Origin of the sequence: Pseudoalteromonas sp. KG3 (genome assembly GCF_030436385.1) — a bacterium.
Classification (GTDB): Bacteria; Pseudomonadota; Gammaproteobacteria; order Enterobacterales; family Alteromonadaceae; genus Pseudoalteromonas; species Pseudoalteromonas prydzensis.
Window position 1 is genome coordinate 3,571,301 of sequence record NZ_CP098523.1, and the last position, 26,551, is coordinate 3,597,851.

The 26,551-nt window shown below is 41.4% G+C and carries 28 protein-coding genes and 5 tRNA genes; 20 read left to right on the forward strand and 13 right to left on the reverse strand.

Going from position 1 to position 26,551, the window contains the following annotated elements:
* Positions 1-6: 6 nt before the first annotated feature.
* Positions 7-714 carry a TorF family putative porin gene (locus NDQ71_RS16755; protein ID WP_192542856.1) on the forward strand — a complete coding sequence of 236 codons (708 nt, stop codon included), beginning with the start codon at positions 7-9 and terminating at the stop codon, positions 712-714.
* A 57-nt stretch (positions 715-771) separates the two neighbouring features.
* Here the strand turns inward: NDQ71_RS16755 and NDQ71_RS16760 are convergent, their stop codons facing one another.
* The 4 genes from NDQ71_RS16760 to NDQ71_RS16775 form a co-directional block, all read right to left on the reverse strand.
* The gene (locus NDQ71_RS16760) at positions 772-1,587 is read right to left on the reverse strand and encodes an ABC transporter substrate-binding protein (RefSeq protein WP_301561890.1); all 816 of its coding nucleotides are present in this window, start codon (positions 1,585-1,587) and stop codon (positions 772-774) included.
* A gap of 155 nt (positions 1,588-1,742) precedes the next feature.
* Positions 1,743-2,987: a hypothetical protein gene (locus NDQ71_RS16765; RefSeq protein WP_301561891.1), complete on the reverse strand. Its 1,245-nt coding sequence runs from the start codon at positions 2,985-2,987 to the stop codon at positions 1,743-1,745.
* On the reverse strand, positions 2,984-3,820 hold the full coding sequence (locus NDQ71_RS16770; RefSeq protein ID WP_192542853.1) for an ABC transporter ATP-binding protein: 837 nt from the start codon (positions 3,818-3,820) through the stop codon (positions 2,984-2,986). Before NDQ71_RS16770 ends, NDQ71_RS16765 begins: the two co-directional genes overlap by 4 nt.
* Positions 3,821-3,822: 2 nt before the next feature.
* The gene (locus tag NDQ71_RS16775) at positions 3,823-4,197 is read right to left on the reverse strand and encodes a GntR family transcriptional regulator (protein ID WP_064665747.1); all 375 of its coding nucleotides are present in this window, start codon (positions 4,195-4,197) and stop codon (positions 3,823-3,825) included.
* A gap of 93 nt (positions 4,198-4,290) precedes the next feature.
* Between NDQ71_RS16775 and NDQ71_RS16780 the strand changes: the two genes are divergently transcribed.
* From NDQ71_RS16780 to NDQ71_RS16790, 3 genes are read left to right on the forward strand one after another with little or no spacing between them, the layout of a single operon-like run.
* Complete coding sequence (locus NDQ71_RS16780; protein WP_192542852.1) at positions 4,291-5,811, forward strand: alpha/beta fold hydrolase; 1,521 nt, start codon at positions 4,291-4,293, stop codon at positions 5,809-5,811.
* A gap of 3 nt (positions 5,812-5,814) precedes the next feature.
* A complete protein-coding gene (locus tag NDQ71_RS16785; RefSeq protein WP_192542851.1) occupies positions 5,815-6,549 on the forward strand; it encodes an ATP-binding cassette domain-containing protein in 735 nt (244 codons plus the stop codon).
* Entirely contained in the window at positions 6,546-7,685 is a 1,140-nt protein-coding gene (locus NDQ71_RS16790) for an ABC transporter permease (protein ID WP_192542850.1), read from the forward strand. Before NDQ71_RS16785 ends, NDQ71_RS16790 begins: the two co-directional genes overlap by 4 nt.
* A gap of 48 nt (positions 7,686-7,733) precedes the next feature.
* Here NDQ71_RS16790 and NDQ71_RS16795 read toward each other — a convergent pair whose 3' ends face one another.
* On the reverse strand, positions 7,734-8,144 hold the full coding sequence (locus NDQ71_RS16795) for a hypothetical protein (protein WP_192542849.1): 411 nt from the start codon (positions 8,142-8,144) through the stop codon (positions 7,734-7,736).
* A gap of 26 nt (positions 8,145-8,170) precedes the next feature.
* Positions 8,171-8,692, reverse strand: coding sequence for a flavodoxin FldB (fldB, locus tag NDQ71_RS16800; RefSeq protein ID WP_192542858.1), 522 nt, complete (start codon positions 8,690-8,692; stop codon positions 8,171-8,173).
* Positions 8,693-8,772: 80 nt separating this feature from the next.
* Between fldB and xerD the strand changes: the two genes are divergently transcribed.
* The 11 genes from xerD (at position 8,773) to NDQ71_RS16855 (ending at position 16,615) form a co-directional block, all read left to right on the forward strand.
* The gene (gene xerD, locus NDQ71_RS16805) at positions 8,773-9,726 is read left to right on the forward strand and encodes a site-specific tyrosine recombinase XerD (protein ID WP_225736748.1); all 954 of its coding nucleotides are present in this window, start codon (positions 8,773-8,775) and stop codon (positions 9,724-9,726) included.
* A gap of 65 nt (positions 9,727-9,791) precedes the next feature.
* Positions 9,792-10,520, forward strand: coding sequence for a bifunctional protein-disulfide isomerase/oxidoreductase DsbC (dsbC, locus tag NDQ71_RS16810; RefSeq protein WP_192542847.1), 729 nt, complete (start codon positions 9,792-9,794; stop codon positions 10,518-10,520).
* Between the two features lie 74 nt (positions 10,521-10,594).
* Complete coding sequence (recJ, locus tag NDQ71_RS16815) at positions 10,595-12,316, forward strand: single-stranded-DNA-specific exonuclease RecJ (RefSeq protein WP_192542846.1); 1,722 nt, start codon at positions 10,595-10,597, stop codon at positions 12,314-12,316.
* Between the two features lie 131 nt (positions 12,317-12,447).
* Positions 12,448-13,546, forward strand: a protein-coding gene (gene prfB / locus NDQ71_RS16820; protein ID WP_192542845.1) for a peptide chain release factor 2 whose coding sequence is annotated in 2 segments (ribosomal slippage) — positions 12,448-12,522 and positions 12,524-13,546 — 1,098 coding nt in all. Because the reading frame shifts where the segments join, the coding sequence is not laid out codon by codon here.
* Positions 13,547-13,572: 26 nt separating this feature from the next.
* The gene (lysS, locus tag NDQ71_RS16825) at positions 13,573-15,108 is read left to right on the forward strand and encodes a lysine--tRNA ligase (RefSeq protein ID WP_192542844.1); all 1,536 of its coding nucleotides are present in this window, start codon (positions 13,573-13,575) and stop codon (positions 15,106-15,108) included.
* Positions 15,109-15,382: 274 nt separating this feature from the next.
* Positions 15,383-15,565, forward strand: coding sequence for a hypothetical protein (locus NDQ71_RS16830; RefSeq protein ID WP_064665759.1), 183 nt, complete (start codon positions 15,383-15,385; stop codon positions 15,563-15,565).
* A 129-nt stretch (positions 15,566-15,694) separates the two neighbouring features.
* Positions 15,695-15,787, forward strand: a tRNA-Ser gene (locus NDQ71_RS16835).
* Positions 15,788-15,824: 37 nt separating this feature from the next.
* Positions 15,825-15,901: transfer RNA gene (locus NDQ71_RS16840), tRNA-Arg, on the forward strand.
* 256 nt (positions 15,902-16,157) lie between these two features.
* Positions 16,158-16,234 (forward strand) — tRNA-Arg (locus tag NDQ71_RS16845).
* A gap of 93 nt (positions 16,235-16,327) precedes the next feature.
* Positions 16,328-16,404: transfer RNA gene (locus NDQ71_RS16850), tRNA-Arg, on the forward strand.
* A 134-nt stretch (positions 16,405-16,538) separates the two neighbouring features.
* A tRNA-Arg gene (locus NDQ71_RS16855) sits at positions 16,539-16,615 on the forward strand.
* 37 nt (positions 16,616-16,652) lie between these two features.
* Here NDQ71_RS16855 and NDQ71_RS16860 read toward each other — a convergent pair.
* From NDQ71_RS16860 to NDQ71_RS16875, 4 genes are all read right to left on the reverse strand, one after another.
* Positions 16,653-17,186 carry an IS630 family transposase gene (locus tag NDQ71_RS16860; RefSeq protein ID WP_301561659.1) on the reverse strand — a complete coding sequence of 178 codons (534 nt, stop codon included), beginning with the start codon at positions 17,184-17,186 and terminating at the stop codon, positions 16,653-16,655.
* 25 nt (positions 17,187-17,211) lie between these two features.
* Complete coding sequence (locus tag NDQ71_RS16865; protein WP_301561660.1) at positions 17,212-17,670, reverse strand: winged helix-turn-helix domain-containing protein; 459 nt, start codon at positions 17,668-17,670, stop codon at positions 17,212-17,214.
* Between the two features lie 215 nt (positions 17,671-17,885).
* Positions 17,886-18,419: an IS630 family transposase gene (locus NDQ71_RS16870; RefSeq protein WP_301561659.1), complete on the reverse strand. Its 534-nt coding sequence runs from the start codon at positions 18,417-18,419 to the stop codon at positions 17,886-17,888.
* Between the two features lie 25 nt (positions 18,420-18,444).
* Positions 18,445-18,903 (reverse strand): winged helix-turn-helix domain-containing protein, encoded by a 459-nt coding sequence (locus NDQ71_RS16875; RefSeq protein ID WP_301561660.1) that lies wholly within the window; start codon positions 18,901-18,903, stop codon positions 18,445-18,447.
* 307 nt (positions 18,904-19,210) lie between these two features.
* On the opposite strand from NDQ71_RS16875, the gene NDQ71_RS16880 reads away from it, so the two are divergent.
* Positions 19,211-19,642, forward strand: a complete 432-nt coding sequence (locus NDQ71_RS16880; protein ID WP_192543092.1) for a hypothetical protein — start codon at positions 19,211-19,213, stop codon at positions 19,640-19,642.
* Here NDQ71_RS16880 and NDQ71_RS16885 read toward each other — a convergent pair.
* From NDQ71_RS16885 to NDQ71_RS16895, 3 genes are all read right to left on the reverse strand, one after another.
* Positions 19,635-20,525 (reverse strand): YeeE/YedE thiosulfate transporter family protein, encoded by an 891-nt coding sequence (locus NDQ71_RS16885; RefSeq protein WP_192543093.1) that lies wholly within the window; start codon positions 20,523-20,525, stop codon positions 19,635-19,637. The genes NDQ71_RS16880 and NDQ71_RS16885 overlap by 8 nt on opposite strands.
* 120 nt (positions 20,526-20,645) lie before the next feature.
* Entirely contained in the window at positions 20,646-21,476 is an 831-nt protein-coding gene (locus NDQ71_RS16890; protein ID WP_301561892.1) for a TonB-dependent receptor, read from the reverse strand.
* Positions 21,466-21,660 (reverse strand): hypothetical protein, encoded by a 195-nt coding sequence (locus NDQ71_RS16895; RefSeq protein WP_301561893.1) that lies wholly within the window; start codon positions 21,658-21,660, stop codon positions 21,466-21,468. Before NDQ71_RS16895 ends, NDQ71_RS16890 begins: the two co-directional genes overlap by 11 nt.
* Positions 21,661-21,807: 147 nt before the next feature.
* On the opposite strand from NDQ71_RS16895, the gene NDQ71_RS16900 reads away from it, so the two are divergent.
* The 4 genes from NDQ71_RS16900 to NDQ71_RS16915 are packed head-to-tail and all read left to right on the forward strand — an operon-like array spanning position 21,808 to position 26,459.
* Complete coding sequence (locus tag NDQ71_RS16900) at positions 21,808-23,145, forward strand: hypothetical protein (protein WP_301561894.1); 1,338 nt, start codon at positions 21,808-21,810, stop codon at positions 23,143-23,145.
* 51 nt (positions 23,146-23,196) lie between these two features.
* Entirely contained in the window at positions 23,197-24,579 is a 1,383-nt protein-coding gene (locus tag NDQ71_RS16905; RefSeq protein WP_301561895.1) for an NlpC/P60 family protein, read from the forward strand.
* 9 nt (positions 24,580-24,588) lie between these two features.
* On the forward strand, positions 24,589-25,701 hold the full coding sequence (locus NDQ71_RS16910) for a mandelate racemase/muconate lactonizing enzyme family protein (RefSeq protein WP_301561896.1): 1,113 nt from the start codon (positions 24,589-24,591) through the stop codon (positions 25,699-25,701).
* Complete coding sequence (locus NDQ71_RS16915) at positions 25,698-26,459, forward strand: L,D-transpeptidase family protein (protein ID WP_301561897.1); 762 nt, start codon at positions 25,698-25,700, stop codon at positions 26,457-26,459. The genes NDQ71_RS16910 and NDQ71_RS16915 overlap by 4 nt, the downstream gene beginning before the upstream one ends.
* Positions 26,460-26,551 lie beyond the last annotated feature (92 nt).

Consider the following 26,551-nt stretch of genomic DNA (forward strand, 5'->3'; position numbering starts at 1 on the left):
ATTAACATGACAACACAAAAAACATTACTTGCAGTTGCACTGCCAATGGCACTTTTTTCGGCATCTGCACTAGCTGACTGGTCAACGACCATCACGGGGGTATCTGACTATACCTTTAACGGTGTGAGTCAAACCAACAATGATCCTGCAATTCAAGGTAGCCTTGATTATTCATTTGGTGAGTCGGGTATGTACGCCGGCACGTGGGCATCAAATGTGGATTTTGGTGATGATACTAATATTGAATGGGATGCTTATTTTGGCCGTTACGCGCAGTTAAACGATGCATTTAGCGTTGATTATGGTTTAGCGTATTACAGCTATCATGGGCAAAGTAATTCAAGCGATGGTAATTATTTTGAAGCCTACACAAAATTTGGTTATGTCAGTGAATTGGGCCAAACCGAGCTTAACTTTTGGTACAGCTGGGATTACTTTGGTACAGGTGCAGGCCATGTGATCTCTATGGTTGCACATACGATTGAACTTGCGCCAAATCATGCACTGCGCGCTAGTTTTGATATTTCTAATTCACTCGATGGCGACAAATTTGCATGGGATACCGATGGTAAGTCATACAATCATTATCGTTTAGCATATCAGACTAGCTTTGAAGGCTTTGATATTGAGGTTGCTGCAGAAAATACCAGCTTAGATATAGATACTGCCGATGAGCGTATTGTACTGTCTATAGGCCGTACTTTCTCACTATAGTTCTTAATAGTTTGTTTAAGCACCAAAACGGCCAATTAGGCCGTTTTTTTATTTATATTACTGCATGCTAGGTTTGCTAAGCCGGTAATCGCCTTGTTCTAAGCCTTTGAAGTACGCTTGGTAACGACCATCTTGTCTAAACTGCTTTAAGTGCAAATTAAATATTTGCAGCAGCTCTTCACTTTGCTCAGCATTATTGGGGAATAATAAAAAACTGTTATTGAGCAGTATGGGGTGTGGGTGGTGGGTAATCGTATCAGCAAGTTCAGGGTGTTGATTGTAAAGGGTGTGGTAACCAATATTTATTTCTTCAGCAAACGCATCAATACGACCTGCTGATAAGCGACGAAAGTTTTGCTCTGTACTACTTACTTGCGAGAGATCGAATATGCCCTCTGCCACGGCTTTATCGAATTTTGGCCCATAACTGTAACTCAATCCTCCACCTATTATCAGGCCACGTAGATCATTAAAGTTGTGCCATTCAAAATGGTTATCTTTTTTATAAAAAAACACAAACTTTTCACTGAGCAGCGCATCGCTATAGTTGTAGTTGTTTACCCTTTCTTTGCTATGCATCCAAACCGCAGTTGCCGCATATTTGCCGTTGTACGTGTCATGATAAGCACGACCCCATGGTAAAAAGGTGAAGTGAACTTGGATCCCCGCCTCGTTAAAAATATCCTTGATAAGGTGGGCCGCAACACCTTGATAGGGTAGAGATTCACTTAAAAATGGCGGCCATTCACCCGCACTTATTGCTATGCTTTTTGTATCGAGGGTTGACTTCATTGGCACTGCCAATACGTTGCTCGTGCTGCAGAGTAACAACCAAGTAAAGCATAGTGACAATGTTACTCTAGCATTAAACATTTCGTGCTCCTCTTCAGGGGGTAGTTTCAATTGTTAACTAATTGTTGTTTGATATTACCGTAGCAAATATATAAAAGCGAATTCTCATGTTGCAGCGTATAAATGAAGTTTTACGGTGGAGTGTGAAAGCCCTATTTAGATAATAGGGCTATTCGTTATAAGTATCTAACGGTTAAACGGTTTATCGCAGCCATTACGAATGTATAGATACCCATCATGGTGAGTTTGCTTAAGCTGTCGCCATGATCAAACATATAAGTTGCCAAGCCCATATTTAGGCCAAAAGACAAACATAACAATACACTGAGTAAGTTTATATTTTTGCATATATTGCCAATAGCAAAACTCAGTAGTAAACCAGCAGCACAGGCTAATGAGTAACTTAAAGCATTCACTAGTAACAACTCTTTATTAGCAACAGTAAGCGCTGCGGCTGTGCTAAAACACAGTAAAGCTACGAGCGCTGCTAATTTTAACACACTGTGACTAAGTGCGATTTTTGCGCTGTAGCTAGTGTTGTAAATTGGTAGCGTAAATAACAATTCCCATGAATTTTGCTTTTGTACTTTGCTCCACAAACTTAATGTCACAATCGCGAAGATACAGAGTGTCAAAACAAAAATGACCTGCTCAGTGATGTTATAAGATACGTTCACCACTACACTGATAATACATAACAGTGTAAACAAAATAAGGTATTGAGAGAGTCCAGAGCCAACAAAGTAGCTAAGAGGAAATAACCCTTTATTAATCGAGCTGCCGTAATTTGATAAAAAGCCACTAGGAATTGGCGACCAACCAGATTGCAGACCATTACGATAATTGCTCAGCGAGTCGGGGCGCCATACATAGGCAGATGAAAAGTGATTATGCAATAACGCGATAGCAATATAAGCAATGATATTAACAGGTATTAACCAAACGGGAAGTTGCTCTATTAGCACACACACTAACGTAGCGATAAAGAAGCTGAAATAGCAAACAGAGGTAAATAAATGACTGAATGAGCGATTTAAAAACCAGATAATAAGACCAATCAGATTGGCCAGCGTGAGCGTTGCTAATAGATTGATATTGCCAGCAATTATGATACTCAAGATAGAAATTAAGTTACTAAATACAATGAATACCTTACCTTGAAACATTACATGCTCGCGGTAACCAACAACTAAACTCTGCCATTCAGTGGCTTGCAAGCGAATACTTTGCCACGCTATCGCACTGTACATACAGATAGTTGCAAACATGATCATTAACGTAATAAGTTCTTCAATACCAGTAGCAATAAGGCACAGAAAAGAGGTGATAGTTGCAGCGATAAAATAGCTGGCAGAGCCTACATCTTTTAACCAAAAACTGACAGCTCCCTGATACCAAGGACGTTTACTGACTTGCATCATCCATGTAACTCCACAAACAGCTGCTCAAGTGACAGTGTATTGATTGCTAGAGCATCCACTATAGCTTCACCGGTATAGCCATAAATGATGGCGCAATTTTGCTGTCGGTTCAGTACCTTGTATGCGCTGAGATCGATAGTCGGTTCTTTAAAGGTGACTTTTCTAACTGTGTCGCGAATGACGTCTAATTCGTCGAGTAACAGTAATTCGCCTTGTTTTATTAGTGCAATATGACTGGCGACACGTTCTATGTCGGAGGTGATATGCGATGAAAATAAAATTCCAGAGCCCGAATCTAATGCTAAGTCGAAAAGATCGCTCATAAATTCGCGCCGAGCGATTGGGTCTAAACTAGCAGCTGGCTCGTCTAAAATTAGCAATTGTGGTCTATAAGCCATGGCCATAATAAGGGCCAGAGTTTGGCGCTGGCCGATTGATAGATCATTAATTGCATCACTAGGGTTTAACTCAAAGCGCGCGAGCCATTTTGTTTCTAATTGCATATCCCAGTCGGGGTAAAAGCTGCGGTGTAATGCCAATGCATCGGCAATTTTAAAACCTTCATAACCAAATGTTTGCTGAGCCACATAGCCAATTTTTTGTTTACTGCTGGCACTGAGTTGATTACTTAATTCACCTAGCACCTGAATCTCACCCTGATCTGGAGTTATTAACCCAAGGGCGCTGCGTAATAAGGTTGTTTTACCTGCACCATTTTTACCTAATAAGCCAATCACCATACCAGGCTCAACATTAAGATTAATGTTGTTCAACACACAGCGTTGATTGTATTTTTTAGAGATATTTTTATAGCTAAGAAGTGGTTGTGTCATTGTTATAATTCCCACCGTTTTTTTATTAGTTCGGCTAACGATGCTTGCGGTACATCGAGTTGTTTGGCTTGTTGAATAAGTTGATCAATAGCTTTAAAAAGTAACGTTTCTTGCTGATCAGTGTGTTGTGCTGTTTTTTGTGCCACTCTGGTTGCTTGGCCACGACGACGCTCAAGCCAGCCTTGATCGACTAATTGACCAATAGCTCTAGAAACGGTCATAGGGTTCACTGCGAAGTGATCCGCTATTTTTCTCACAGATGGTAGCTCTTCACCCGCAGCTATTTGCCCACCTACAATTAAACGCACAATTTGCTCATGCAGTTGCTTGTAAATGGGATCGCCACTATTGGGGTTGACATTAATAAACTCTAGCATTACTCTTTCTCTACTGTATTAATACATTAATACACCGATACACTAAGTAATAAGTTATCACATTAAGTGTAAAATGCAAACAAGGGAAAAGTGATGAATAGCATATCAAATTGTTCTAATAGACTGATAAATATAGTGATGATGCCAATTTTAATAATTGCATCAACTGCGTTATACGCAGAAAGCAATCAAAATAGCCAACCAAAACTGACGCCATGTTATATGGAAGGACTGGCTGATAGACTAATGTGTGGCAGCATTGCTCAACCTTTATCGGATGATCCTAATGATGGCCAGATTGATATTCATTTTGCTGTTATTCCAGCAATCAAGCCTAGTCATCCTGATCAAGCGGTGCTTGGTTTTGCCGGTGGCCCAGGGCAAGGCGCAATAGATTTAGCCGCAGTGTTTAATCATAACTTACGGTTTGCCCGCGAAACCCGAGACATCGTACTGGTTGATCAGCGTGGCACAGGTTATTCACATCAATTGCAATGTGAAAGTGATGATTTAAAAACTCAGTTTGCTTTTAATGATGTGATCGCTGACCTTCAAGCCATGGGGGCAGAAGATACGCAAAAGTGTAAAGCAAAGCTCAATATTGATTTGAGCAATTTTACTACGCCTGTTGCGGCAAAGGATTTTGAAGCGGTACGTAAAGCATTAGGTTATAAAGGTTTTCATTTATACGGGGTGTCGTATGGCACACGTATTGCGCAGGAATATATGCGTCAATTTCCTAATGCTGTGTTAACGAGTACCTTAGATGGTGTTGTGCCAATGCAGCAAAGTTTGGCTGCCATAGGTGGAGCAGTTGATGGTTCACTGGCTGCATTATTCAAGCGTTGTGCAGCTGATACTTTGTGCGCAGCGCAATACCCTAACTTAGAAAATAACTTTAATTCATTGCTTACGCAGCTTGAACAACAGCCTGTACAAACACAGGTTAGACACCCACGTACCAATGACCTTATTGATTTTACTATCACTAAAATGAAGTTTTACAGCGCGATACGCTTTGCACTCTATAGTCATGCACAACGCGCGATTGTGCCAATGGTTATTGAAAAAGCACAAAGGGGTGACTATTCACCACTGGCTGGCATGATGGCGAATGTTGATTTAACACAATCTTTAGCAATGGGCATGCATAATGCCATTGTTTGTGGTGAAGATTGGCCACGTTTAACAACGCAAACCCGCGTTCAATATAGTAAAGCTGATATGGGCAAAGCAATGATTGCAGGGTTTGATATAGCCTGCCCAATTCTAAATGTAAAAGCCGTTGACGAGGCATTTTATCAGCCGCTAAAAACCAGCACGCCAACGTTACTTCTCTCTGGTGGACGAGACCCTGCAACACCTGCAAGTTGGGCTGAGCTTGCGATGGTTGAGATGACCAATGCCACTCACTTAGTCGCACCAACAGCCACCCATGGCGTTGGCTCGCAAACCTGTGCGCCGAAAATCATTGCTAAATTTATCGATCAGCAAAGTATGCAAGACATTGATACAAGCTGTATTAACGAGTCAAATGATAAACCGTTTTTTATGAATATTAACGGCGTAGCCGTTGCCAATAGCCACTCAACTGATGCAGCTAGCAAGGAGTAAGTGATGATTAAAGTAACCAACCTAAGTAAGAAAATTGGCGACGTTAATGCGCTAAATGGTTTAAGTTTTACTGCACAGAACGGCAAGATCACCGGCCTTCTAGGGCCTAATGGCGCAGGTAAAACCACCTGTTTGCGCACCGTGTTTGGACTGTTAAAGGCAGATAGCGGGTATGCTGAAATTGATGGCATTGATGTTGCCAAAGAACCGATGGCAGCAAAACAAAAGCTTGGCTTGTTCCCGGATCCGTGTGGTTTATATGAACGATTAACACCAAGGGAATACATTAGTTTTTTTGCCCAGTTAAGTGGCCTGAGCGCAAGAGAGGCTAAGCAAGCAACAATAGATGTAATAAATAAATTAGCTATGAATGATATTGCTGATCGCCGCTGCCAAGGTTTTTCGCAAGGGCAACGAATGAAAACCGCCTTAGCGCAAGCCGTGGTTCATAACCCATCAAACATTATTTTAGATGAACCAACTCGTGGCCTTGATGTAATGAGTACCCGTATATTAAGAGAGCTGTTGCTGTTACTGAAAGCGCAAGGACACTGCGTGTTATTTTCATCGCATGTTATGCAAGAAGTTGCAGCACTGTGTGACCAAGTGGTGATCATGGCTAATGGTCAAGTGATTGCTCAAGGGTCAGTGGATGAGCTATGTAAACAAGCAGGTAAAGAGACATTAGAAGAAGCATTTGTCGCTTTAATTGGCAGCGATGAGGGGATTGCAGCATGATTAATTTATTAACAGTGTTATTTAAAAAGGAACTGATGGATGCCAGCCGTGATAAACGTTCGGTAATGGCGGGGCTGTACTATGCGATAGGTACGCCAATCGCTATCTGCTTATTAATGAGTGTGTTATTACAACAATTAGCATCGCCTGAAACACTAAAAATTAATATCGAAAATGCTAATCGAGCACCAGGGCTTATTGCTCACCTTAGTAGCCGTGATATTGTTGCCAGCACTGACGCTGACGAACGTAAAGCCATTACCTTATCAATCAGTGAAGACTATCAACAAAAGATGAGCGAAGGTCGCCCAGCAACGGTAACGCTTATTGCCGATAAGTCAGATGATAAGTTGCGCAAACATATCAACCAAGTTGAAAAGGCAATGGCGTTGTATAGCTCTGAAATAGCCAGTCTGCGATTAGTTTCTCGTGGTGTGGATCCAAACTTGATGCGTGCACTCGCTATCGAAGTGCATGATCAAGCAACCCCTGATTCTAAAGGTGGCATGATTTTAGGCTTTGTGGCATTTACGCTTATTTTAGCGTTATTTTATGCGGCGATGAATTTAGCAATTGATACCAGTGCCGGCGAGCGAGAGCGTAATTCGCTATCGTTATTGTTAAGTCATCCATTACATAGTTTGCATATTGTGCTTGCTAAAGTTGGCGCTATCACGACGTTTTCGATGTTAGGACTGGTAGTAATTTTAGTGGTCTCTAAGTTTTCGTATGCAATGGTACCTTGGCAGCAAATGGGCTTTAGTATCACTATTACCCCTGCATTTATGTTATTTAGCATTGCAATATGTCTACCGATTGCATTGATGTCGGCAAGTTTGCAAGTGTTTGTATCGTTTATGGCTAAGTCATTTAAAGAAGCGCAATCTTACGTCACTATGGTGCTATTTATCCCGATGGCGTTAAGCATGATAACGACTTATGATATTGCCACAGACAAGGTGCAGTGGTTGCCGATAGCAGCGCAGCAATTTGCTCTGATGGAATTTATAAAAGGTAATCCTATTCCAGTTCCGCAGTTATTGTTATCAACACTAATCACATTGGTATTATGTGCAGTATTTAGCTTGTTAAGTGCGCGAATGCTGAAAAGTGAAAAAATAGTGTTTGGTTTATGATATTGAATTAACGATTAAAGCGACCACTCGGTCGCTTTTTACTGCGAATTAACTTAGCGAGTAGACTTCATCAAGTTGTATATGCTCTATCACAGGGTCATTTAGTAATATTTTAAACACGTTAGCTGCTTGGGATTTTTCAATATTGGCGCTACTAAAGGAGATGATTTTGAACTGTCGTTTGATTGTTAAGCCATCAATTGCTTGTAGTGGCTTTTGGTGTTTGATGAGTACCGGAAGCACCGTTTTACTATCATCGTATTTTGCTAAAGCAAGTTTTGATACGTTAAATAAATCTTTAGCGAGTTTACCTGCATTAATAAATGGCACGACCGTATCAGGTATAAAGAATATATGCCCAAGTCGGTCACAGCTTTGGCTCCCTACACAGTTCAGGGGCGTTACTATGTTATTACTGAACTCGATGACATCGCCATTGATCAAAGTAAATTGTGCCATTCGTTGCCTTATAGTTACAGCGAGGTTTATAGCGTCTCGCTGTACTCGGTCATGATTTGTTCAACCCAGTTGGCTATTCGCTCATCACTGTGTTCGTATTGGCTGTCTTCATCAAGCGCTAAACCAACAAAGTGTTTGCCGTCTTCGGTGAGTGCTTTAGAGGCTTCAAATTCATACGTGCTGTCGTTCGGCCACAATCCTAATAAAGTAAATTGTTGGTCGCTTATTTCGTCATGCAACATGCCAAGTGCATCCTGAAACCACTGGCCGTAACCTTGTTGGTCACCCATGCCAAATAAAGCGATGGTTTTGCCATTGAGGTCAACATCTTTAATGTCATCCCAAATAGATTCCCAATCTTCCTGTAACTCACCAAAATCCCATGTCGAGATACCAAAGATGATAAAGTCGTAATTCTCTGCGTTTTTTAATGGTTCATCTTTGATGTTATGCAGGCTGACAATGTCTTGACCGATAATATCGCGGATTTTTTCTGCCGCTATTTCTGTATAGCATGTGGTAGAACCATAAAATAAACCAATTTGCATCGTATTTATCACTGTGTATTTGCCTGATATGATAGGCTGAAGTTTACCGTAAGGTATTATTAATTGATACCTTGATAACTATGAGAATAACTGTGACCACGTTACCTGATCATGAGTCATTAGACTCAGCCAATACAGATCACGACGAATTACTCAGTAATAGTGATTACCTTGAGTCTTTTTTAGATAACCTCTATTTAGAACAACACGTAAGCGATAATACGCTATCAGCCTATCGTAGTGATTTAGATAAATTTTGCCAATTTTTAGAAGGCCAAGATCTATTGACGGTCTGCGCTCAAGATATCGAAAGTTACTTAGCTCATCGTGTTGATTTAGGTTTAAAGCCACGCAGCACCGCGCGTAGTATTAGCGCATTAAAGCGTTTTTATCAGTACTTTGTGCGCGAAAAACACATTACCGATTCGCCAATGGTGAATATTGCTCAACCTAAAGCGGGGCAATCGCTGCCGAAAACCTTGTCTGAAAATGAAGTGGAAGCATTACTTGCAGCCCCGAATGTTGAAGAGCCTATGGGGCTACGTGATAAAGCCATGCTCGAATTATTATACGCCACAGGATTGCGGGTGAGTGAATTAGTAGGGCTGCGGATGGAGCAAATTAATTTGCGTCAATCGGTGGTGTTTGTAAAAGGTAAAGGCAACAAAGAGCGTTTAGTGCCGCTTGGCGAAGAAGCCATGTATTGGCTGGAGCAATTTTTAAAGGTGGGCCGTGCGCAAATGATCAAACATGCCACCGATTTTGTGTTTCCGTCAAAGCGTGGAGTAGGCATGACACGACAAACTTTTTGGCATCGTATTAAACACTATGCTATTTTGGCAGCAGTTGAATCACCTTTATCGCCCCATACGTTGCGTCATGCGTTTGCAACACACTTATTAAATCATGGTGCGGATCTCCGGGTTGTGCAGATGATGTTAGGGCATAGTGATTTATCAACCACACAAATTTATACTCATGTTGCTAATGAAAGGTTAAAATCGGTACATCAGCAACATCATCCGCGCGCTTAGTGAGAATTTTTTCGTACTTCGGCGGTCTGAATAGTTAAGAATTATCAGGATATAAGAGAACAATTATGAAAAAGTTAGTATTAGCCGGTGCAATGTTAGGCACCAGTTTAAGTGCGTTTGCCAATGGCGTAGTAGCCATTCCTGATGCCAATGATCCCATTGTCACTAAATTTGCGGAGCTTGGCGTTACCGTTAAGCAAATTAACCCAAGCCCAGTGGCAGGTTTAAAAGAATTGATCACCGATAAAGGGGTGCTTTATGCAAGCGCAGATGGTCAATACTTAATGCAAGGCACCTTGATTGATCTGAATAATCGTAATAATTTGACTGAGCAAGCGCTAAACGGCGTGCGTAAAGAAGGTTTAGCGAAATACGAAGATTCAATGATTGTCTACAAAGCTAAAAATGAAAAACATAGCATCACCGTGTTTACCGACATTAGTTGTGGTTATTGCCGTAAATTACATCGTGAAATTGATGACTTACTTGAAGCGGGTATTACAGTTAAGTATTTAGCGTTTCCACGTGGTGGCTTACAGGGCTCGGGCTATGCAGATTTAATTAATGTATGGTGTGCTAAAGATCAGCAAGAAGCGATGACTGCAGCTAAATCAGGAGCAGATACTAAAGTAATGTCTGGCTGCCATGCACCTGTGGCAGAGCATTATCAGCTTGGACAAAGTTTTGGTATTAGTGGCACACCAGCGATTATTTTAGAAGATGGCACGCTGATCCCAGGTTATCAACCAGCAGCAGCATTAGCCGCTGCATTAGAAGCGAATAAATCATCATAACGATGTGTTTTTTATAAAAAGGCCGTTAAGGCCTTTTTTTGTCTTTATTCTTTAATTAAAAGTACCGCGTCTGCATGAAGAAATTAATTGTTGCCCGTGATCATTGTGATGACTCACACCTACCAAATCATTTACACCCAGTTATTAAACAAATTTATGCTAGCCGCCGAGTAAACCATGCTGATGAGCTGGACAATAGCGCAGCGACGTTACACGACTTCAAATTATTTAAAGACATAGATAAAGCCACCGCTTTACTACAAGAGGCATTACACACGCAAAGCAACGTACTGATTGTTGGCGATTTTGATGCCGATGGCGCAACCAGCACGGCCACCTTAATGCAAGGTTTAGCGATGTTTGGCTTTGCTCATTTAGATTATTTAGTGCCAGATCGATTTAGCCTTGGCTATGGTTTAAGCCCTGCGCTTGCCGAACAAATAGTGACGATGGCGCCAGATCTCGTGATCACCGTAGATAATGGCATTTCTTGTATCGCTGGCATCGCGATAGTAAAAGCCGCAGGCATTAAAGTGTTGGTCACTGACCACCACTTGCAAGGTGAACAACTTCCCAATGCTGATGCCATTGTCAACCCAAACCGCCATGATTGTGACTTCCCTTCAAAATCAATTGCAGGTGTTGGTGTCGCGTTTTATTTGTTGATAGCTTTAAGAAGTGCATTGCGAGATGCGGGTTACTTTAATTCGCAGCCAATGCCAAACTTAGCTGAATTACTCGATATTGTGGCCCTTGGCACGGTTGCTGATGTAGTGGCATTAGATGCTAATAACCGCACTTTAGTGCATCAAGGCTTAGCACGTATTCGCAGTGGCAAAACTCGCCCTGGTATTACCGCGTTAATCGAAGTGGCTAATCGTAATGCCGCTCGTTTAAGTGCCAGCGACTTTGGTTTTTCATTGGCACCGCGGCTAAATGCCGCAGGGCGATTAGACGATATGAGTTTAGGTATAGCCTGCTTACTCGCCACAGATATTAACCAAGCAAGGCGCATTGCCAGTGAACTAGATAGTTTAAATGTTGAGCGCCGTGAAATAGAGCAGGGCATGCAAGTAGAAGCGCAAGCGGTATTAGACAAGCTTGCCTTTAGCGATGAGCAAACGCCTGATGCTATCTGTTTATATCAAGATGATTGGCACCAAGGGGTGATAGGTATTTTAGCGGGGCGCTTAAAAGAAAAGTACCACCGACCTACCGTAATTTTTGCTGGTGGTGATAATGGCGAAATTAAAGGCTCTTGTCGCTCGATTGAAGGCTTGCACATGCGGGATTTACTCGAGCGTTTAAATACCTTGCACCCGCATTTGATCAGCAAATTTGGCGGACATGCTATGGCAGCGGGACTGAGCATTAATGAGCAGCACTTTAACGAGTTTAAACGTGAGTTTGAACAAGCCGTTAGTTCGCAGCTAAGCGAAGAACATAAGCGCTGTATTATTTTAACTGATGGGGAGCTTGCTGATGATTGCTTCAGTATGGAGTTTGCAAATGTACTCAAACAAGCAGGTCCATGGGGGCAGCAATTTCCTGAACCTGTCTTTGAACACACCTTTGAACTAGTACAACAACGCATTGTCGGGGAGAAACATCTTAAATTAGTGCTTAAGCATCGCTCAGGGCGCTTAGTCGATGCCATTGCTTTTGGTGTGGATGTGCGTGCGTGGCCAGATACTGAGGCGCGTTTTGTCAAGCTAGCTTACCAACTCGATATCAATGAGTTTCGAGGCAAGTTTTCGTTGCAGCTGATTGCCAGAGAGCTGCAAAAAGTGTCATAAAAAATATTTATTATCAGTGCATAAAATACTAATAAAACGCACGGTTTTTTGTTAAAATCGGGCGTTTTTACTATTTAAAGAATTTTATGGGCGATTTGACGCTCGTAATCAGCCATTTTGGAGTAAGGTACATGTTTGAAGTGAATCCTGTGATTAATCAAATCAAGGAAATTCGCGAACGTACTGAATTGCTTCGGGGGTACCTTTGACTACGCTCTTAAACAAGAACGTTTAGAAGAAGTTAACGCCGAACTTGAAGATTCAGCCGTATGGAATGAGCCAGAGCGTGCGCAAGCGCTTGGTCGTGAAAAGTCAGCATTAGAAGCGGTTGTTGAAACGATTGACAACCTAGTCACGGGTACTGATGATGTTGAAGGGTTAGTTGAACTAGCCGTAGAAGCTGAAGATGAAGACACCTTTATCGAAGCGCAAAGTGAACTTGAAGATCTCAATGGCCAACTTGAAGGTTTAGAGTTTCGCCGGATGTTTTCAGGCCCACATGACGCAAATGATGCGTACCTTGATTTACAGTCAGGTTCTGGCGGCACTGAAGCGCAAGACTGGTGTAACATGTTATTACGCATGTATTTACGCTGGGGTGAAGCCAAAGGCTTTAAAGTTGAGTTGGTAGAAGCGACAGACGGTGATGTTGCCGGCATTAAAGGTGCAACCGTGCGCTTTGTTGGCGAATACGCCTATGGCTGGTTACGCACAGAAACAGGCGTACATCGCTTAGTACGCAAAAGCCCGTTTGACTCAAGTGGTCGTCGCCATACATCATTTGCTTCAGCATTTGTTTACCCGGAGATTGACGATAATATCGAAATCGATATTAATCCGGCTGATTTACGTATTGATGTATACCGTGCATCAGGTGCCGGTGGTCAGCACGTTAACACCACCGAATCAGCGGTGCGTATTACTCACGTACCAACCAATACCGTAGTGCAATGCCAGAACGAACGTTCACAGCATAAAAATAAAGCACAAGCGATGAAACAGTTAAAAGCGAAGTTATTTGAACTTGAGTTACAACAGCAAAATGCTGAAAAACAAACTCAAGAAGACGCTAAATCTGATATTGGTTGGGGGAGTCAAATTCGTTCATACGTACTTGATGATTCACGTATTAAAGATTTACGAACCGGTGTTGAAAACCGTAATACGCAATCGGTACTAGACGGTAACTTAGATAAATTTATTGAAGCCAGCTTAAAATCTGGCCTATAACCACCAAGCTAAAAAAGAGCTAAAAAATGACTGATCAAATCCAAGACGAAAATAAGTTAATCGCTGAGCGTCGTGGCAAACTAGACGCTATTCGCGCTAATTGCCCAGCCAACGGTCATCCAAATCAATTCCGTCGTGAGCATTACACGGCAGACTTACAGGCCGAGTTTGGTGATAAGAGTAAAGAAGAATTAGTAGAGCTTAACCATGTTGTGTCTATCGCGGGTCGTATCCTTGCTAAACGCGGACCATTCTTTGTAGTGCAGGACATGAAAGGCCGTGTACAAGCGTATGCGTCTAAAGATGCGCAAAAAGACTTGAAAGAAAAATACGGTCAATTAGACATTGGCGATATCATTGGTGTGAAAGGTGCGCTTAATAAATCAGGAAAAGGCGATTTATACGTAGAAATGACTGAGTATCAATTACTGACTAAGTCACTACGTCCGTTACCTGAAAAATTCCATGGTCTGTCGGATCAAGAAACTAAATATCGTCAACGTTATGTTGATTTGATCACTAACGAAGCAACCCGTGAAACGTTCCGTATTCGCTCGCAAGTGGTTGAAGGTATTCGTCGTTTCTTAGCTGATCGTGACTTTATGGAAGTTGAAACGCCAATGCTACAGGTAATTCCTGGTGGTGCATCTGCGCGTCCATTCGTGACTCATCACAATGCACTTGATATTGATATGTACTTACGTATTGCACCAGAGCTTTACTTAAAACGTTTAGTGGTAGGTGGCTTCGATCGCGTCTTTGAAATTAACCGTAACTTCCGTAACGAAGGGTTATCAACGCGTCACAACCCAGAATTCACTATGATTGAGTTCTACCAAGCATACGCTGATTACATTGACTTGATGAATATCACCGAAGACATGCTACGTACAGTTGCTACTAACGTACTGGGCAGCCCAATTGTGGTTAACACCACTAAAGATGAAAACGGTGAAGTGGTTGACTCAGTAGAGTATGACTTTGGTCAACCGTTCACGCGTTTGAGCATGGCAGATGCGATCTTAAAATATAACCCAGAGTTTGATGCGGCTGTATTCAACGACCCAGAAAACCATTTTGAAGAATTAAAAGCGTACGCTAAACAAGTGCATGTTAAAATTCCTGAAAACTGTGTATGGGGCCCAGGTAAGTTTTTATGTGAAATCTTTGAAGAAACCGCAGAACACATGCTAATTCAACCGACTTTCATTACTGGTTACCCGTGGGAAGTGTCACCACTTGCTCGTCGTAACGACGAAAACCCATTTGTTACTGACCGTTTTGAGTTTTTTGTTGGTGGTCGTGAACTTGCAAATGGTTTCTCTGAGCTTAATGATGCACAAGATCAAGCTGAGCGCTTTACTCGTCAAGTTGAAGAGAAAGATGCAGGGGATGATGAAGCAATGCATTACGACGAAGATTACATTCGCGCCTTAGAATATGGCTTACCGCCAACAGCGGGTGAGGGTATCGGTATCGATCGTCTGGTTATGTTGTTTACTGATTCATCAACGATTAAAGATGTTATCTTGTTCCCGCATATGCGTCCACAAGCTGACTAAGTCTATCGCTACAAAATTGTTTTTAAAACGCCGCTCTTTTTTAGCGGCGTTTTTGTATCTGCAATAAACAATGTCAACATTACGGATTATCGTTATCCGGAAGTTTTAATTTAAGGTATTGAATTACCTAGTAATAAATAATTAATTCTAAAAAAGTAAAAAATCAACAAGCATTATTTTTAAGTTTAGCTAAACTAGGGGAGTTAAAAAGTAGAATAAAGCATTGTTTTTTCATAAAATGCCAATCTAAAGGACTTATATAAACGGATTTTATATGAAAGATAAAAAACCTGAGTTACCTAATAACACATTTAGCACAGAGCAACAAAGAGAAGCCTATTATCGAGCATGCATTGCCGAGTTTCAGCAATTAGGTTATCAAGATCAATACCTCGAACAATTAAGCGATGAATTGGTACCTGTATTAGGTGTTTCTACTGATGTTAAAATTCCATAATATGATTAATTATCAAGCAAGACTGATTCTTTTTTAGCGCTTATGGGCGTTCTCTAACCATACAGTCACTTTAAACAAGAAAAGTGTTTGACATATTTTCTGAAATCTTTATTATACGCCCCACAAGACGGAGAGGTGGCCGAGTGGCCGAAGGCGCTCCCCTGCTAAGGGAGTATAGGGTTTGTAGCTCTATCGAGGGTTCGAATCCCTCCTTCTCCGCCATTTATTTTATAAATGGTTATCTTGTAACGTAAAGAATGGGCGCATAGCTCAGCTGGATAGAGTACTCGGCTACGAACCGAGCGGTCGGAGGTTCGAATCCTCCTGCGCCCACCATCTTTACACACTCTGTTTAGAGTATAAATAAACAAGTAAAATTGGTTGGTATTAAAAGCCATGCGGTCGGAGGTTCACTCTTTGAAGATACGTCCTGCGCCCACCATCTTTACACACTCTGTTTAGAGTATAAATAAACAAGTAAAATTGGTTGGTATTAAAAGCCATGCGGTCGGAGGTTCACTCTTTGAAGATACGTCCTGCGCCCACCATATTTACAAACTCTGCTTAGAGTTTAAATAAGTAAATCAAAAGTGGGCGCATAGCTCAGCTGGATAGAGTACTCGGCTACGAACCGAGCGGTCGGAGGTTCGAATCCTCCTGCGCCCACCACTTTAGACACTTACTTAGGGTATGAATAAGCAGTAAAAATTAGTTATTGCACACTAATATGTCAGATAAGACATTAAAATCGAAATAGAATGTGGGCGCATAGCTCAGCTGGATAGAGTACTCGGCTACGAACCGAGCGGTCGGAGGTTCGAATCCTCCTGCGCCCACCACTTTCTATTAGCGTTAATTTATAAAGAGCCCGACACATGGTCGGTTTTTTTATCTTTAAAATCCGTAATAAGCTTTGTTATTAATTAGCTTAATACGTCAGTCAAAGTAAGACTTTAAAATCAAAATAGAATGTGGGCGCATAGCTCAGCTGGATAGAGTACTCGGCTACGAACCGAGCGGTCGGAGGTTCGAATCCTCCTGCGCCCACCACTTTCTATTACTATTTAAGTTATACCAATACTATTTATTAAGTGATCAAATTTGTCCATGCTCTAAAGCACATATGCTTAACGTTAGTAATATTTGAACGAAACACATTCCACGCTCTACTTACTTGCTCCACAATGTCGTCATAATCTGAAAAAGTACGATTAGATAACTCTCTGTTTCGCATCCATGCCCATACTTGCTCAACCGGATTAAGTTCTGGTGAATAAGGAGGCAACGGTATCACCGACACATTTTTAATCCCTTCACCAACATTACCCATATGCCAGCTTGCGCGATCAACAATAACCACTGCGTGCCGTCCACATGGCGTAGCATCTGAAATGAGTTGTAAGTGTTGTTTCATTATATCCTTACTCAAATAAGGGGCTATAATCGCCTCTGTTTGCCCTGTTGCGGGGCATACTGCACCAAAAATATGAGTGGATAGAAATTGCTGTTGCTTCACAACACGTGGCCTAGTGCCTTTTTTAGCCCAAATTTTTGAGGTGGTATTTTGTTGCCCAAATCGCGCTTCATCTTGAAACCACACATCCACTCTATCAAGCGCCACGTGGCCTGGAATTGTGATGATCGTATTATAATGGAAATTTTTTAAAGTCTTTTTGTGCCTCAATTGACTGTTTAGGATGTTTAGAACGAGACGTTATCCATGAAAGATTAAGCTCACACATCAAACGGTAGACATTATTGAGTTTGTATTGGACACCAAATGTATCGTAAATGTATTTGCGTATATCTTCACCTATCAACCTCCCACCTTCTTCTTTCACTGCGTGCGCACAGATATAATCTTTAAGCTGGCACTTTTGTTTTAATGTTAAGCCACAAGGGCGACCTGATTGTTTTTTAATATCAAGCGCTTTAAGTCCATCGGATAAGTATGCAGTAACCCACTCATTGACCAGTCTACGGCTAACGCGTGTGGTTTTGGCGACAACAGTACGATTTTTTACTTCGAGAAAGAGGCGAATAACTTCATAACGCGTTTTTAATCGGGCATCTCTGGTATACGGGAAGTTAGGAATAGTAGACAAGCTAAACTCAATGATAATGACAAATGTATGGGTATTAGATCATAAAAAGAAGGTAATTAAAATAGATCATAAATTAAATGTGTTTGGTATTAATAGAAGAAGTAACCGACGAGAGTCGGTTTTTTTATGCCTGAAATTTACCGTAGGCTCGGGTTTATCCCGCGCTTTTAACTATAAAATTACCAATCGAACGGTGCTAATACCAATACTATTTATTAAGTGATTAAATTTGTCCATGCTCTAAAGCACATATGCTTAACGTTAGTAATATTTGAACGAAACACATTCCACGCTCTACTTACTTGCTCCACAATGTCGTCATAATCTGAAAAAGTACGATTAGATAACTCTCTGTTTCGCATCCATGCCCATACTTGCTCAACCGGATTAAGTTCTGGTGAATAAGGAGGCAACGGTATCACCGACACATTTTTAATCCCTTCACCAACATTACCCATATGCCAGCTTGCGCGATCAACAATAACCACTGCGTGCCGTCCACATGGCGTAGCATCTGAAATGAGTTGTAAGTGTTGTTTCATTATATCCTTACTCAAATAAGGGGCTATAATCGCCTCTGTTTGCCCTGTTGCGGGGCATACTGCACCAAAAATATGAGTGGATAGAAATTGCTGTTGCTTCACAACACGTGGCCTAGTGCCTTTTTTAGCCCAAATTTTTGAGGTGGTATTTTGTTGCCCAAATCGCGCTTCATCTTGAAACCACACATCCACTCTATCAAGCGCCACGTGGCCTGGAATTGTGATGATCGTATTATAATGGAAATTTTTTAAAGTCTTTTTGTGCCTCAATTGACTGTTTAGGATGTTTAGAACGAGACGTTATCCATGAAAGATTAAGCTCACACATCAAACGGTAGACATTATTGAGTTTGTATTGGACACCAAATGTATCGTAAATGTATTTGCGTATATCTTCACCTATCAACCTCCCACCTTCTTCTTTCACTGCGTGCGCACAGATATAATCTTTAAGCTGGCACTTTTGTTTTAATGTTAAGCCACAAGGGCGACCTGATTGTTTTTTAATATCAAGCGCTTTAAGTCCATCGGATAAGTATGCAGTAACCCACTCATTGACCAGTCTACGGCTAACGCGTGTGGTTTTGGCGACAACAGTACGATTTTTTACTTCGAGAAAGAGGCGAATAACTTCATAACGCGTTTTTAATCGGGCATCTCTGGTATACGGGAAGTTAGGAATAGTAGACAAGCTAAACTCAATGATAATGACAAATGTATGGGTATTAGATCATAAAAAGAAGGTAATTAAAATAGATCATAAATTAAATATGTTTGGTATAAGAACTTACTGAACAATTTAAATCATTAGGTTTGTCGCTCAACTATTAATTTACCTATGTTAGCGAAAACGATACACTTTACTTATTGTTATTTATAAAAAAGCTGATAATGCCAGAGCTAAATATTTAGCGTACTCGGCGCAGTCGCTGGCATTTTATAGTCAAGGGTGGCGTGATTTAGCAAAGCAGCGGGCTGATATTATTAAACATGATCCTATGTTCAGCGTAGTGAAGAGCAGCTACCCAAAAGATCAATTAATTGCTTATTTGATTTTAGGTAGCAGCGCAGTGCATAACGGCGATCTAACTACAGCGAATGAGATGTTTACTATTATTGGTGAGTACATTGATAAACCGTGGTTACCGTCGGTGGCCAAAGCCGTAACATTTGCCTTTAACGGCTCATTTTTTAATGCTGTTGATATGTTGCAAGTGTTACTCAGTGACCCAAGTTTAACGCAGTATGAGCGTGTAAAATTGGCTGAGCTTAAAGTCATCGCACAAAGCAGTTTATCAACAACACAAAAACAACACGCAATGGCGAATCTTGCTGATAACTTTGTGTTTGAAAAAATAAAAAGTAGCAGTAGTGGCTTATATCAGCAATATTTAACTGATTTGCAAAGTTACGCTAAAGGTATTATTTAGCTACTTGTCGCTGGCGCTGTTGATGCAGTGCCATCAGTTTCAATGCGAGCATAATACCGCCAATCATACCTAAACAGGCGAGTACGCCGCCGCTTGAAAGCGCTGGCATGGCAAATAGCACTTGTGCATCGTTACCTCCTAACGCCAGTGATGCGCCAATTCCCATTAATATTCCTGCGCTGCAATGATAGATAAATTGCTTTGTAGTGATGGCAATAAAAGAATGTTTATTACCAAAGCTCATACCAGTTAATAACAAGACAATGATTAAGTGCTCACTGAGTGTAGGCCATGAGCTAAGTTTAGGGTTACTGATAGTGTATGTAAGTGCTTGCAAGTAGTGGCTAGGTGACCACTCGGGACTCATTTGAGTCAGCAGGGTGCTGATCGCACCAAATAATAAAATAGTCAGAAAAATTCGTCGCTGCGGGTGAATAACAAACGTAATAAAAGTAATGACGCAAAGTGTGAATATCAACGGAGAAATTGCACATGGTGAGTAGTTGGTAACTCGATAACTAATCGATAAATCCAACGATACATTGGAAAAGATTAACCAGCCTACAGCCCAACCGAATACAGTAGCTAGCATGCGAATGTCACGTTGCGCAAGGCGGGTAAGGGTTGATACACTGCAACCTTGATTAAAACCCGCGCCTAAACCAAACAGTAACCCGCCAATAAAAAACAATAAGCTAGCGCCATACTGGGGCAGTGCAAACGTGTTGCGCGGGTTAATTGAAAATGGTATTAAAAACCAAAATGTTAAGCCGCAAACTAAAATTGCACTGAGCAAAGCTGGGCGTCCAGCCATAAGGGCTGATACACCTTTTACCATACATAAACCAGAGCGCTTAGCTAACGCACCAATCATAAATGCCATAGCAAGTGGCAGTAAAAATTCAAAATACGTAATTAGGAAAACCCCAGATCCGGTTTGCTTATTAAAGTATAAACCGGATCAGAGACGTTTTTAGTTCAATACTTGTTAAACTTCAGCAAATTAAAATAACAGGCTGAAGTTTAGGCGCATGGTACGCGGCTCAATCGGGTGAAAGTGATTATCTTCAACCCCTTCTGCAGGCTCACCAGCTAAGCGTGATGCATAGAAGTAGTCAATATCGTGATCAGTACTATCAAATATATTTAGTACCTCAAGTCCGACTTTCCAATGCGTTTGTTGATAACTTACTAAACCATTTACCACTGTAAGTGGCTCTGAGCGTTTATCACCATCGCTACTAAGTATGCGCTTACCAATATGACGGACACGTACTGAAGACTGCCATTGCTGCGTTATATGCCAATTAATGCCAGTGCTAGCGACGACAGGCACCGCGCCTTCAATTCTATCGTCACTTGAATCGATATCTAAACGAGAGTGAGTGAATGAGGCTTCAGCGTCTAAGCTCAAGGCATCATTAAGCCAATAATAAGCACTGAGTTCTAAGCCGTAACGTTTTGATGCATCACTGGCCTCGGTATTACCTGCATCACCCACAAACAGTAATTCAGAATCTAAGCTTAGCCACCACAAGGCGGCAGATAAATTAAACTGTTGCTGATCAAAGTAGCGCAGACCCAGCTCAGCCCCATTACTTTGAACCAGTAAGTCTACTTTTTCTGCGGCATCTAAGGTAACAGGATCTTGAACAATCGTGGCTCCGCGAGCATCATTTGAATGATACGATTGCCCCCAATTGGCATAACCGGCGAGGTTGTCATTAAACAGATAATTTAAGCTGGCTTTAAAGCTGACCAAGTCATCATCGGCACTGCCTGAATTAACACTGTTATTACTATCAACATCAGCGTCAAAGTAATCATAACGCACCCCAAACGAGGCTACGTAACATTGGTCGGTTTTCTATTTCACCTTGGCCAATCACGCCACTTGATGCACTTATAGCCTCACCAATAAGTCCTGTACGATGTCCGTATATAGTAATTTCTTCAATGTTGGCAAGTACATTGGTAGAGCAGAGCAAGCTAGTAGATAGAATTAACAAATTGCGCATGATCATTTCCTTATAAATAGGCCGAAGTGTTTATATTTAATACTAATACGTTTAGTGATGTTAATTGGATGCAAATATTTGCTTGTGGCGGAAAATATGTTATTTTTAATAAAATATTCCAAGAATAATAATTAAAAGGAATTTAAGTTGATTCTAGCTAAACTAAAAAAAGTAGCACTGAAACTAACCTGTGTGAGTTTAGTCGCTATGCTTGTTGCATGCCAAAGCCAAACACAACAAAAGGCACCTATAACGCCAGCAGAGCAACATCAGCAGTTTTATCAGCAGGTGATGTTAGCTGCGCCCATTTTACCGGCTGATCTTACAAATATCGCAATGGGAGAGCACTCGGTTGCAAACCATGCTGCGCAATTTCGATATAAAACGGCGAGTGACGTTGATTACAGCAAAGCAGGTTGGCAACAACGAGTTGCTGCTGATTGGCAATATTTTGATATTCCCGCAGCAAAAGGAAAGTTATTAGTAATTGATTACCAACAGCAAGGTAGTCAGTTGGCCTATCGTTATTTAGCAAATGGCAGCCAAGATGATTTATATGAACCGTGGAGTTCATCTAAAGTCCAAGCATTTAGTGGCGCAATCGCAAAAGTAAGAGCAACTAACGCAAAGCTGGGGGCACGTGCCATAATCGGTAAGAGTAATGTCGCTGATTTGATCACTAGCATTAACAGTTATGCACCTTTTGGCAGTGCTGACGGCAACTCAAATGCTATTGCCAGCTATTTCATTAACGTTGCTGGGCGTGAATATTTAACTAAGTTATTTGCAGATAGTTGGCTAAAGCTCAATGATTCTCGGATTATGTTTAAAGGTGCGTATGCGACAGACGTTTTTACCCCTAGCACGACTCGTTGGCAAAGTATTGACAGTGACACTATTAGTAGTGATATCGCTTATTTTACTGCTAATGGTGATGATCCTGCTTATTTAGGTTATCGCTGTGATGGCTGTGGTTTAACCGGAAATAAAGCAATGACAACGTTAGCGCAAGCAGAATGGTTAAAGCGCTTAGCGAGCCATACGAGAGAGCCACTAACGCAACAGCCATTTTTGCACGCACAAGATGTTGATGTACTTTTTAATGGTACGGGGCATACAGATAAAACCGTGGAAGTGGGTGGTATGATGCAAGGTATCAGTCAAATGATCTCTGAGTCATTAGCACACGCTTTAGCTCCTAATGATACTCGGCCTGCAAAACAAGTACTGGATGAATTAACACAGGGACAATGGCGAGTATGGCAAAAAATAGGTTGGGGGCCGAGTGAAACTCGCGCAACCACAGAAACGGTAATGTTAGCGCATGTTTATTTACCGTTTATCCAAGGTGGACGAGAGTTCACTTTAGCAGCACAAAATAGTGTGCCAGGTGCAAGTGAAGAAAACTTAGCCGCGACAGGGTTACAAATGCAGGCTAATTTTACTCAGGCATTTAAACAATTACTGATACCGAATAGCCAATAAAGGCAGTATCACACAATTTATAAAGCAAATTGAAAATAGAGGACTACCCGAATGCGACAAACACTTATCGCCCTAAGTATTTCATTAGCCAGTTTCGTAATTATGGCACCCGCAGTGGCAGAGGCTAATACGTGGCAGTCTGACGTTATTGGGGTTACTCAATCACAATTAACACCACAGCACTGGTTAAGCCAAGTGACTGATAAAACGCTGATGAGTGCAGCGCAAATTACGGCGTTTAATAAACACTTAATTGCAGAAAATGAACATATAGTTGATCCACTTGAGTTTGCCTCACAGCTAACTCGTGAGCAGTTAAAAACGCATATTTTAAGTATTAGTGCGGTCCCAAAAAGTCCGCGCTTTTATCCTAATGGTAGCCCGTTAACTGCTAAGCACTTTGCAAAATATCAAGCTAACTTGAACCTAGATGCGCTGGCAGATAACAATCAAGTTAGTTACGCCATGGTAGTAAAACGTACTGCTCTGCGTACATTTCCAACTTGGGATCGAGTGTTAAATAGTGGTTTAGATAAAGACCTAGATCGTTTCCAAGAAAGCGGCTTGTTCCCAGGTGATACCGTTGCTGTATTGCATGAAAGCGCAGATAAAAAATGGTTACTTGTGCGTGCATATAATTATTTAGCTTGGGCACCAAAAGCGGATATTGCGACTTCAAATAAAGCAAAGTTACGTGAATTCAAAAATAACGATGATTTTTTATTGGTCACTGGTGCTAAAGTTAACACTGCTTATGTGCCAGATGATAGCAGTACATCACAAGTACAATTAGATATGGGAGTGCGTCTGCCTTTAGTGCCTGCGGAGCAGGTACCAAATTTACTGCATGGGCAAAATACTTACGCAAGCTATGTTGTACAACTGCCAACCCGTGATCAGCAAGGTCAGTTAGTGTTAAAACCGGCACTGATTAGTCGCAGTAGTGATGTCAACCTTGGCTATTTACCTTACAACCAACAAAATTTGGTCAAACAAGGATTTAAGTTTTTAGGCGAGCGTTATGGTTGGGGGCATGATTACAATGGCCGTGATTGCACCGGTTTTGTAGGGGAAATATATAAAACCTTCGGTTTATTAATGCCACGAAACTCGGGCCAGCAAGGTAAGGGTGAGTACGGTATAAATTATCGTTTTGATAATACCAACTCAGAGCAACAGAAGCTTGCCATAGTAAATAAAATGCAGGTCGGTGATCTAATTTATATACCAGGCCACGTAATGATGTATTTAGGTGATCAAGACGGCCAGCCTTACATCATACATGATGTAAAAGGCCTAGGTTACAATAAGCCTGATGGCAGTTTTTATTCAAGCTCGCTCAATGGTGTATCAGTAACGCCATTATTGCCACTGCGTTTATCGCAAACAAAAAGCTATTTAGATCGCACCTATAACATTAAACGTATTCGCTAGGAGTAAACCATGAAAATTACCGCAATACGTTTCGCCAAACTAAAAGTGCCCTTAGTCACACCCTTTAAGACCGCACTGCGTGAAGTGAGCTTTATTGAAGACTTAGTGGTGATCATTGAAACCGATAAAGGTGAAATTGGCTACGGTGCTGCAGCATCAACCCCAGTTATTACGGGGGACACACACCAAAGTATACTCAGTGTGATCAAGCAATTTATAGCACCCAAATTGCTAGGTATGGAAATTGAAAACCTCAACCAAATATGCCAGCTGATCCAATCAAGTGTGGTGGCAAACTACAGTGCAAAAGCTGCGCTTGAGTTGGCAGTTTATGATTTATGGGGGAAATTATACCAAGCACCGCTGTATAAATTACTCGGCGGCGGCAGTAAAACCTTACGTACCGACATCACCATCAGTGTTGATAATATAGATAAAATGCTCAGTGACTGTGCTTTGGCTGTGTCGCAAGGCTTTGATATTTTGAAAGTGAAAATAGGCAATGATCTACAGCAAGACATCGAGCGAGTGAAAGCGATTTATCAGGGCTTTGGTCAGCAAACGAAAATTCGCTTGGATGTCAATCAAGGTTGGGATGCAAAACAAACGGTGTTTGCATTACAGAAACTAGAAAGCCACAATGTCGAACTAGAGCTTGTTGAACAACCGGTAAAAAGTGATGACTTTAAAGGCTTAAAATATATTACTGAACGGGTCAACACACCCATTATGGCGGATGAAAGCGCGTTTTCGCCAAAGCAGGTCATTCAATTATTAGAACAAAATGCTGTTGATATTATAAATATTAAAGTGATGAAAACCGGTGGCTTAAGTCGTGCCATCGAAATTGCCAATATTACCGCCCAATATCAAGCTCAGTGCATGATTGGTTGCATGCTAGAAGGCAGTATTGCCGTTGCTGGGGCGGCGCATTTAGCGTCGGCAAAAGCACAGCAGATCAGTAAAATAGATTTAGATGGTCCAGCACTGGGCCAATATGATCCGGTGCAAGGCGGTGTTGAGTTTAATGGTCCCGCAATCACCTTAAGTGATGGCCCAGGTCTGGGCATTAAAAGTATCGATACATTACAACCGATCAACGATGGAGTTTGGCCTTTATGAAGAAAATAATAATAACTTTACTTGCCACAACTGCGCTCAGTGGCTGCGCTAATAGTGCAAGTACGGTGGTTACAAGCGAGACTCTGATCCCAGCGCAAAGTCAACAGCTAGTAGTCGTGGTTGCCGATGACTGGCAAGCAATTGATGCGCAGTTATATCGATTTGAGCGAGTTGCAGGGCAGTGGCAGCAGCAAGGGCAAAAGCACAGTGTGGTATTGGGACGCACCGGTTTAGCGTGGGGAATTGGCTTACACCCAGAACAAGCTGGTGTACAAAAACAAGAAGGTGATGGTAAAGCACCTGCCGGAATTTTTGAGCTAGGCACCGCATTTGGCTATTTAGATTCATTAACCACCAATATGACTTATCAGGGCATGACTGCTGATGATTATTGTATTGATGTCAAAGGTTCACCATTTTATAACCAAATGGTTGATAAATCGGTCGTTGGTGAGGCCGCGGTTAAAGGTTCATCGGAGTGGATGCGCCGTGATATTTATAGCCAAGATAACCTGTATAAAAAAGGCCTAGTCGTTAAGCACAATAGTCAAAACATTGATGGTGCAGGCAGTTGTATTTTTATGCACCTATGGCGTGCAGAAAATAAACCAACAGCAGGCTGCACGGCAATGACAGAGCAAAACATGGATACTTTGTTAGCCTGGTTAGATGAGCAGAAAAAACCCTTGCTTGTGAGTTTACCTGCCTCACAATATCAACAAAAACAATTGCTTTGGAAGTTGCCTACCATTAAATAATAACCATAAAGCCTGTTTGTTATCTGGCTTTATAAAAAATAATAAAACTGTTTTCTTTTCACTGAATTAATGGAATAATATATTCCATTAAT

Coding starts and splice junctions, on each gene's coding strand:
- NDQ71_RS16775 (WP_064665747.1), bottom strand. CDS start 4,197: ATGCTAGAGTTTATTAATGTCAACCCCAATAGTGGCGATCCCATTTAC.
- NDQ71_RS16880 (WP_192543092.1), top strand. CDS start 19,211: ATGTTCAGCGTAGTGAAGAGCAGCTACCCAAAAGATCAATTAATTGCT.
- fldB (WP_192542858.1), bottom strand. CDS start 8,692: ATGCAAATTGGTTTATTTTATGGTTCTACCACATGCTATACAGAAATA.
- recJ (WP_192542846.1), top strand. CDS start 10,595: ATGAAGAAATTAATTGTTGCCCGTGATCATTGTGATGACTCACACCTA.
- NDQ71_RS16790 (WP_192542850.1), top strand. CDS start 6,546: ATGATTAATTTATTAACAGTGTTATTTAAAAAGGAACTGATGGATGCC.
- NDQ71_RS16785 (WP_192542851.1), top strand. CDS start 5,815: ATGATTAAAGTAACCAACCTAAGTAAGAAAATTGGCGACGTTAATGCG.
- dsbC (WP_192542847.1), top strand. CDS start 9,792: ATGAAAAAGTTAGTATTAGCCGGTGCAATGTTAGGCACCAGTTTAAGT.
- NDQ71_RS16915 (WP_301561897.1), top strand. CDS start 25,698: ATGAAGAAAATAATAATAACTTTACTTGCCACAACTGCGCTCAGTGGC.
- xerD (WP_225736748.1), top strand. CDS start 8,773: ATGAGAATAACTGTGACCACGTTACCTGATCATGAGTCATTAGACTCA.
- NDQ71_RS16910 (WP_301561896.1), top strand. CDS start 24,589: ATGAAAATTACCGCAATACGTTTCGCCAAACTAAAAGTGCCCTTAGTC.
- NDQ71_RS16765 (WP_301561891.1), bottom strand. CDS start 2,987: ATGATGCAAGTCAGTAAACGTCCTTGGTATCAGGGAGCTGTCAGTTTT.
- NDQ71_RS16830 (WP_064665759.1), top strand. CDS start 15,383: ATGAAAGATAAAAAACCTGAGTTACCTAATAACACATTTAGCACAGAG.
- NDQ71_RS16795 (WP_192542849.1), bottom strand. CDS start 8,144: ATGGCACAATTTACTTTGATCAATGGCGATGTCATCGAGTTCAGTAAT.
- NDQ71_RS16755 (WP_192542856.1), top strand. CDS start 7: ATGACAACACAAAAAACATTACTTGCAGTTGCACTGCCAATGGCACTT.
- lysS (WP_192542844.1), top strand. CDS start 13,573: ATGACTGATCAAATCCAAGACGAAAATAAGTTAATCGCTGAGCGTCGT.
- NDQ71_RS16895 (WP_301561893.1), bottom strand. CDS start 21,660: ATGCGCAATTTGTTAATTCTATCTACTAGCTTGCTCTGCTCTACCAAT.
- NDQ71_RS16905 (WP_301561895.1), top strand. CDS start 23,197: ATGCGACAAACACTTATCGCCCTAAGTATTTCATTAGCCAGTTTCGTA.
- NDQ71_RS16885 (WP_192543093.1), bottom strand. CDS start 20,525: ATGGCATTTATGATTGGTGCGTTAGCTAAGCGCTCTGGTTTATGTATG.
- NDQ71_RS16780 (WP_192542852.1), top strand. CDS start 4,291: ATGAATAGCATATCAAATTGTTCTAATAGACTGATAAATATAGTGATG.
- NDQ71_RS16760 (WP_301561890.1), bottom strand. CDS start 1,587: ATGTTTAATGCTAGAGTAACATTGTCACTATGCTTTACTTGGTTGTTA.
- NDQ71_RS16770 (WP_192542853.1), bottom strand. CDS start 3,820: ATGACACAACCACTTCTTAGCTATAAAAATATCTCTAAAAAATACAAT.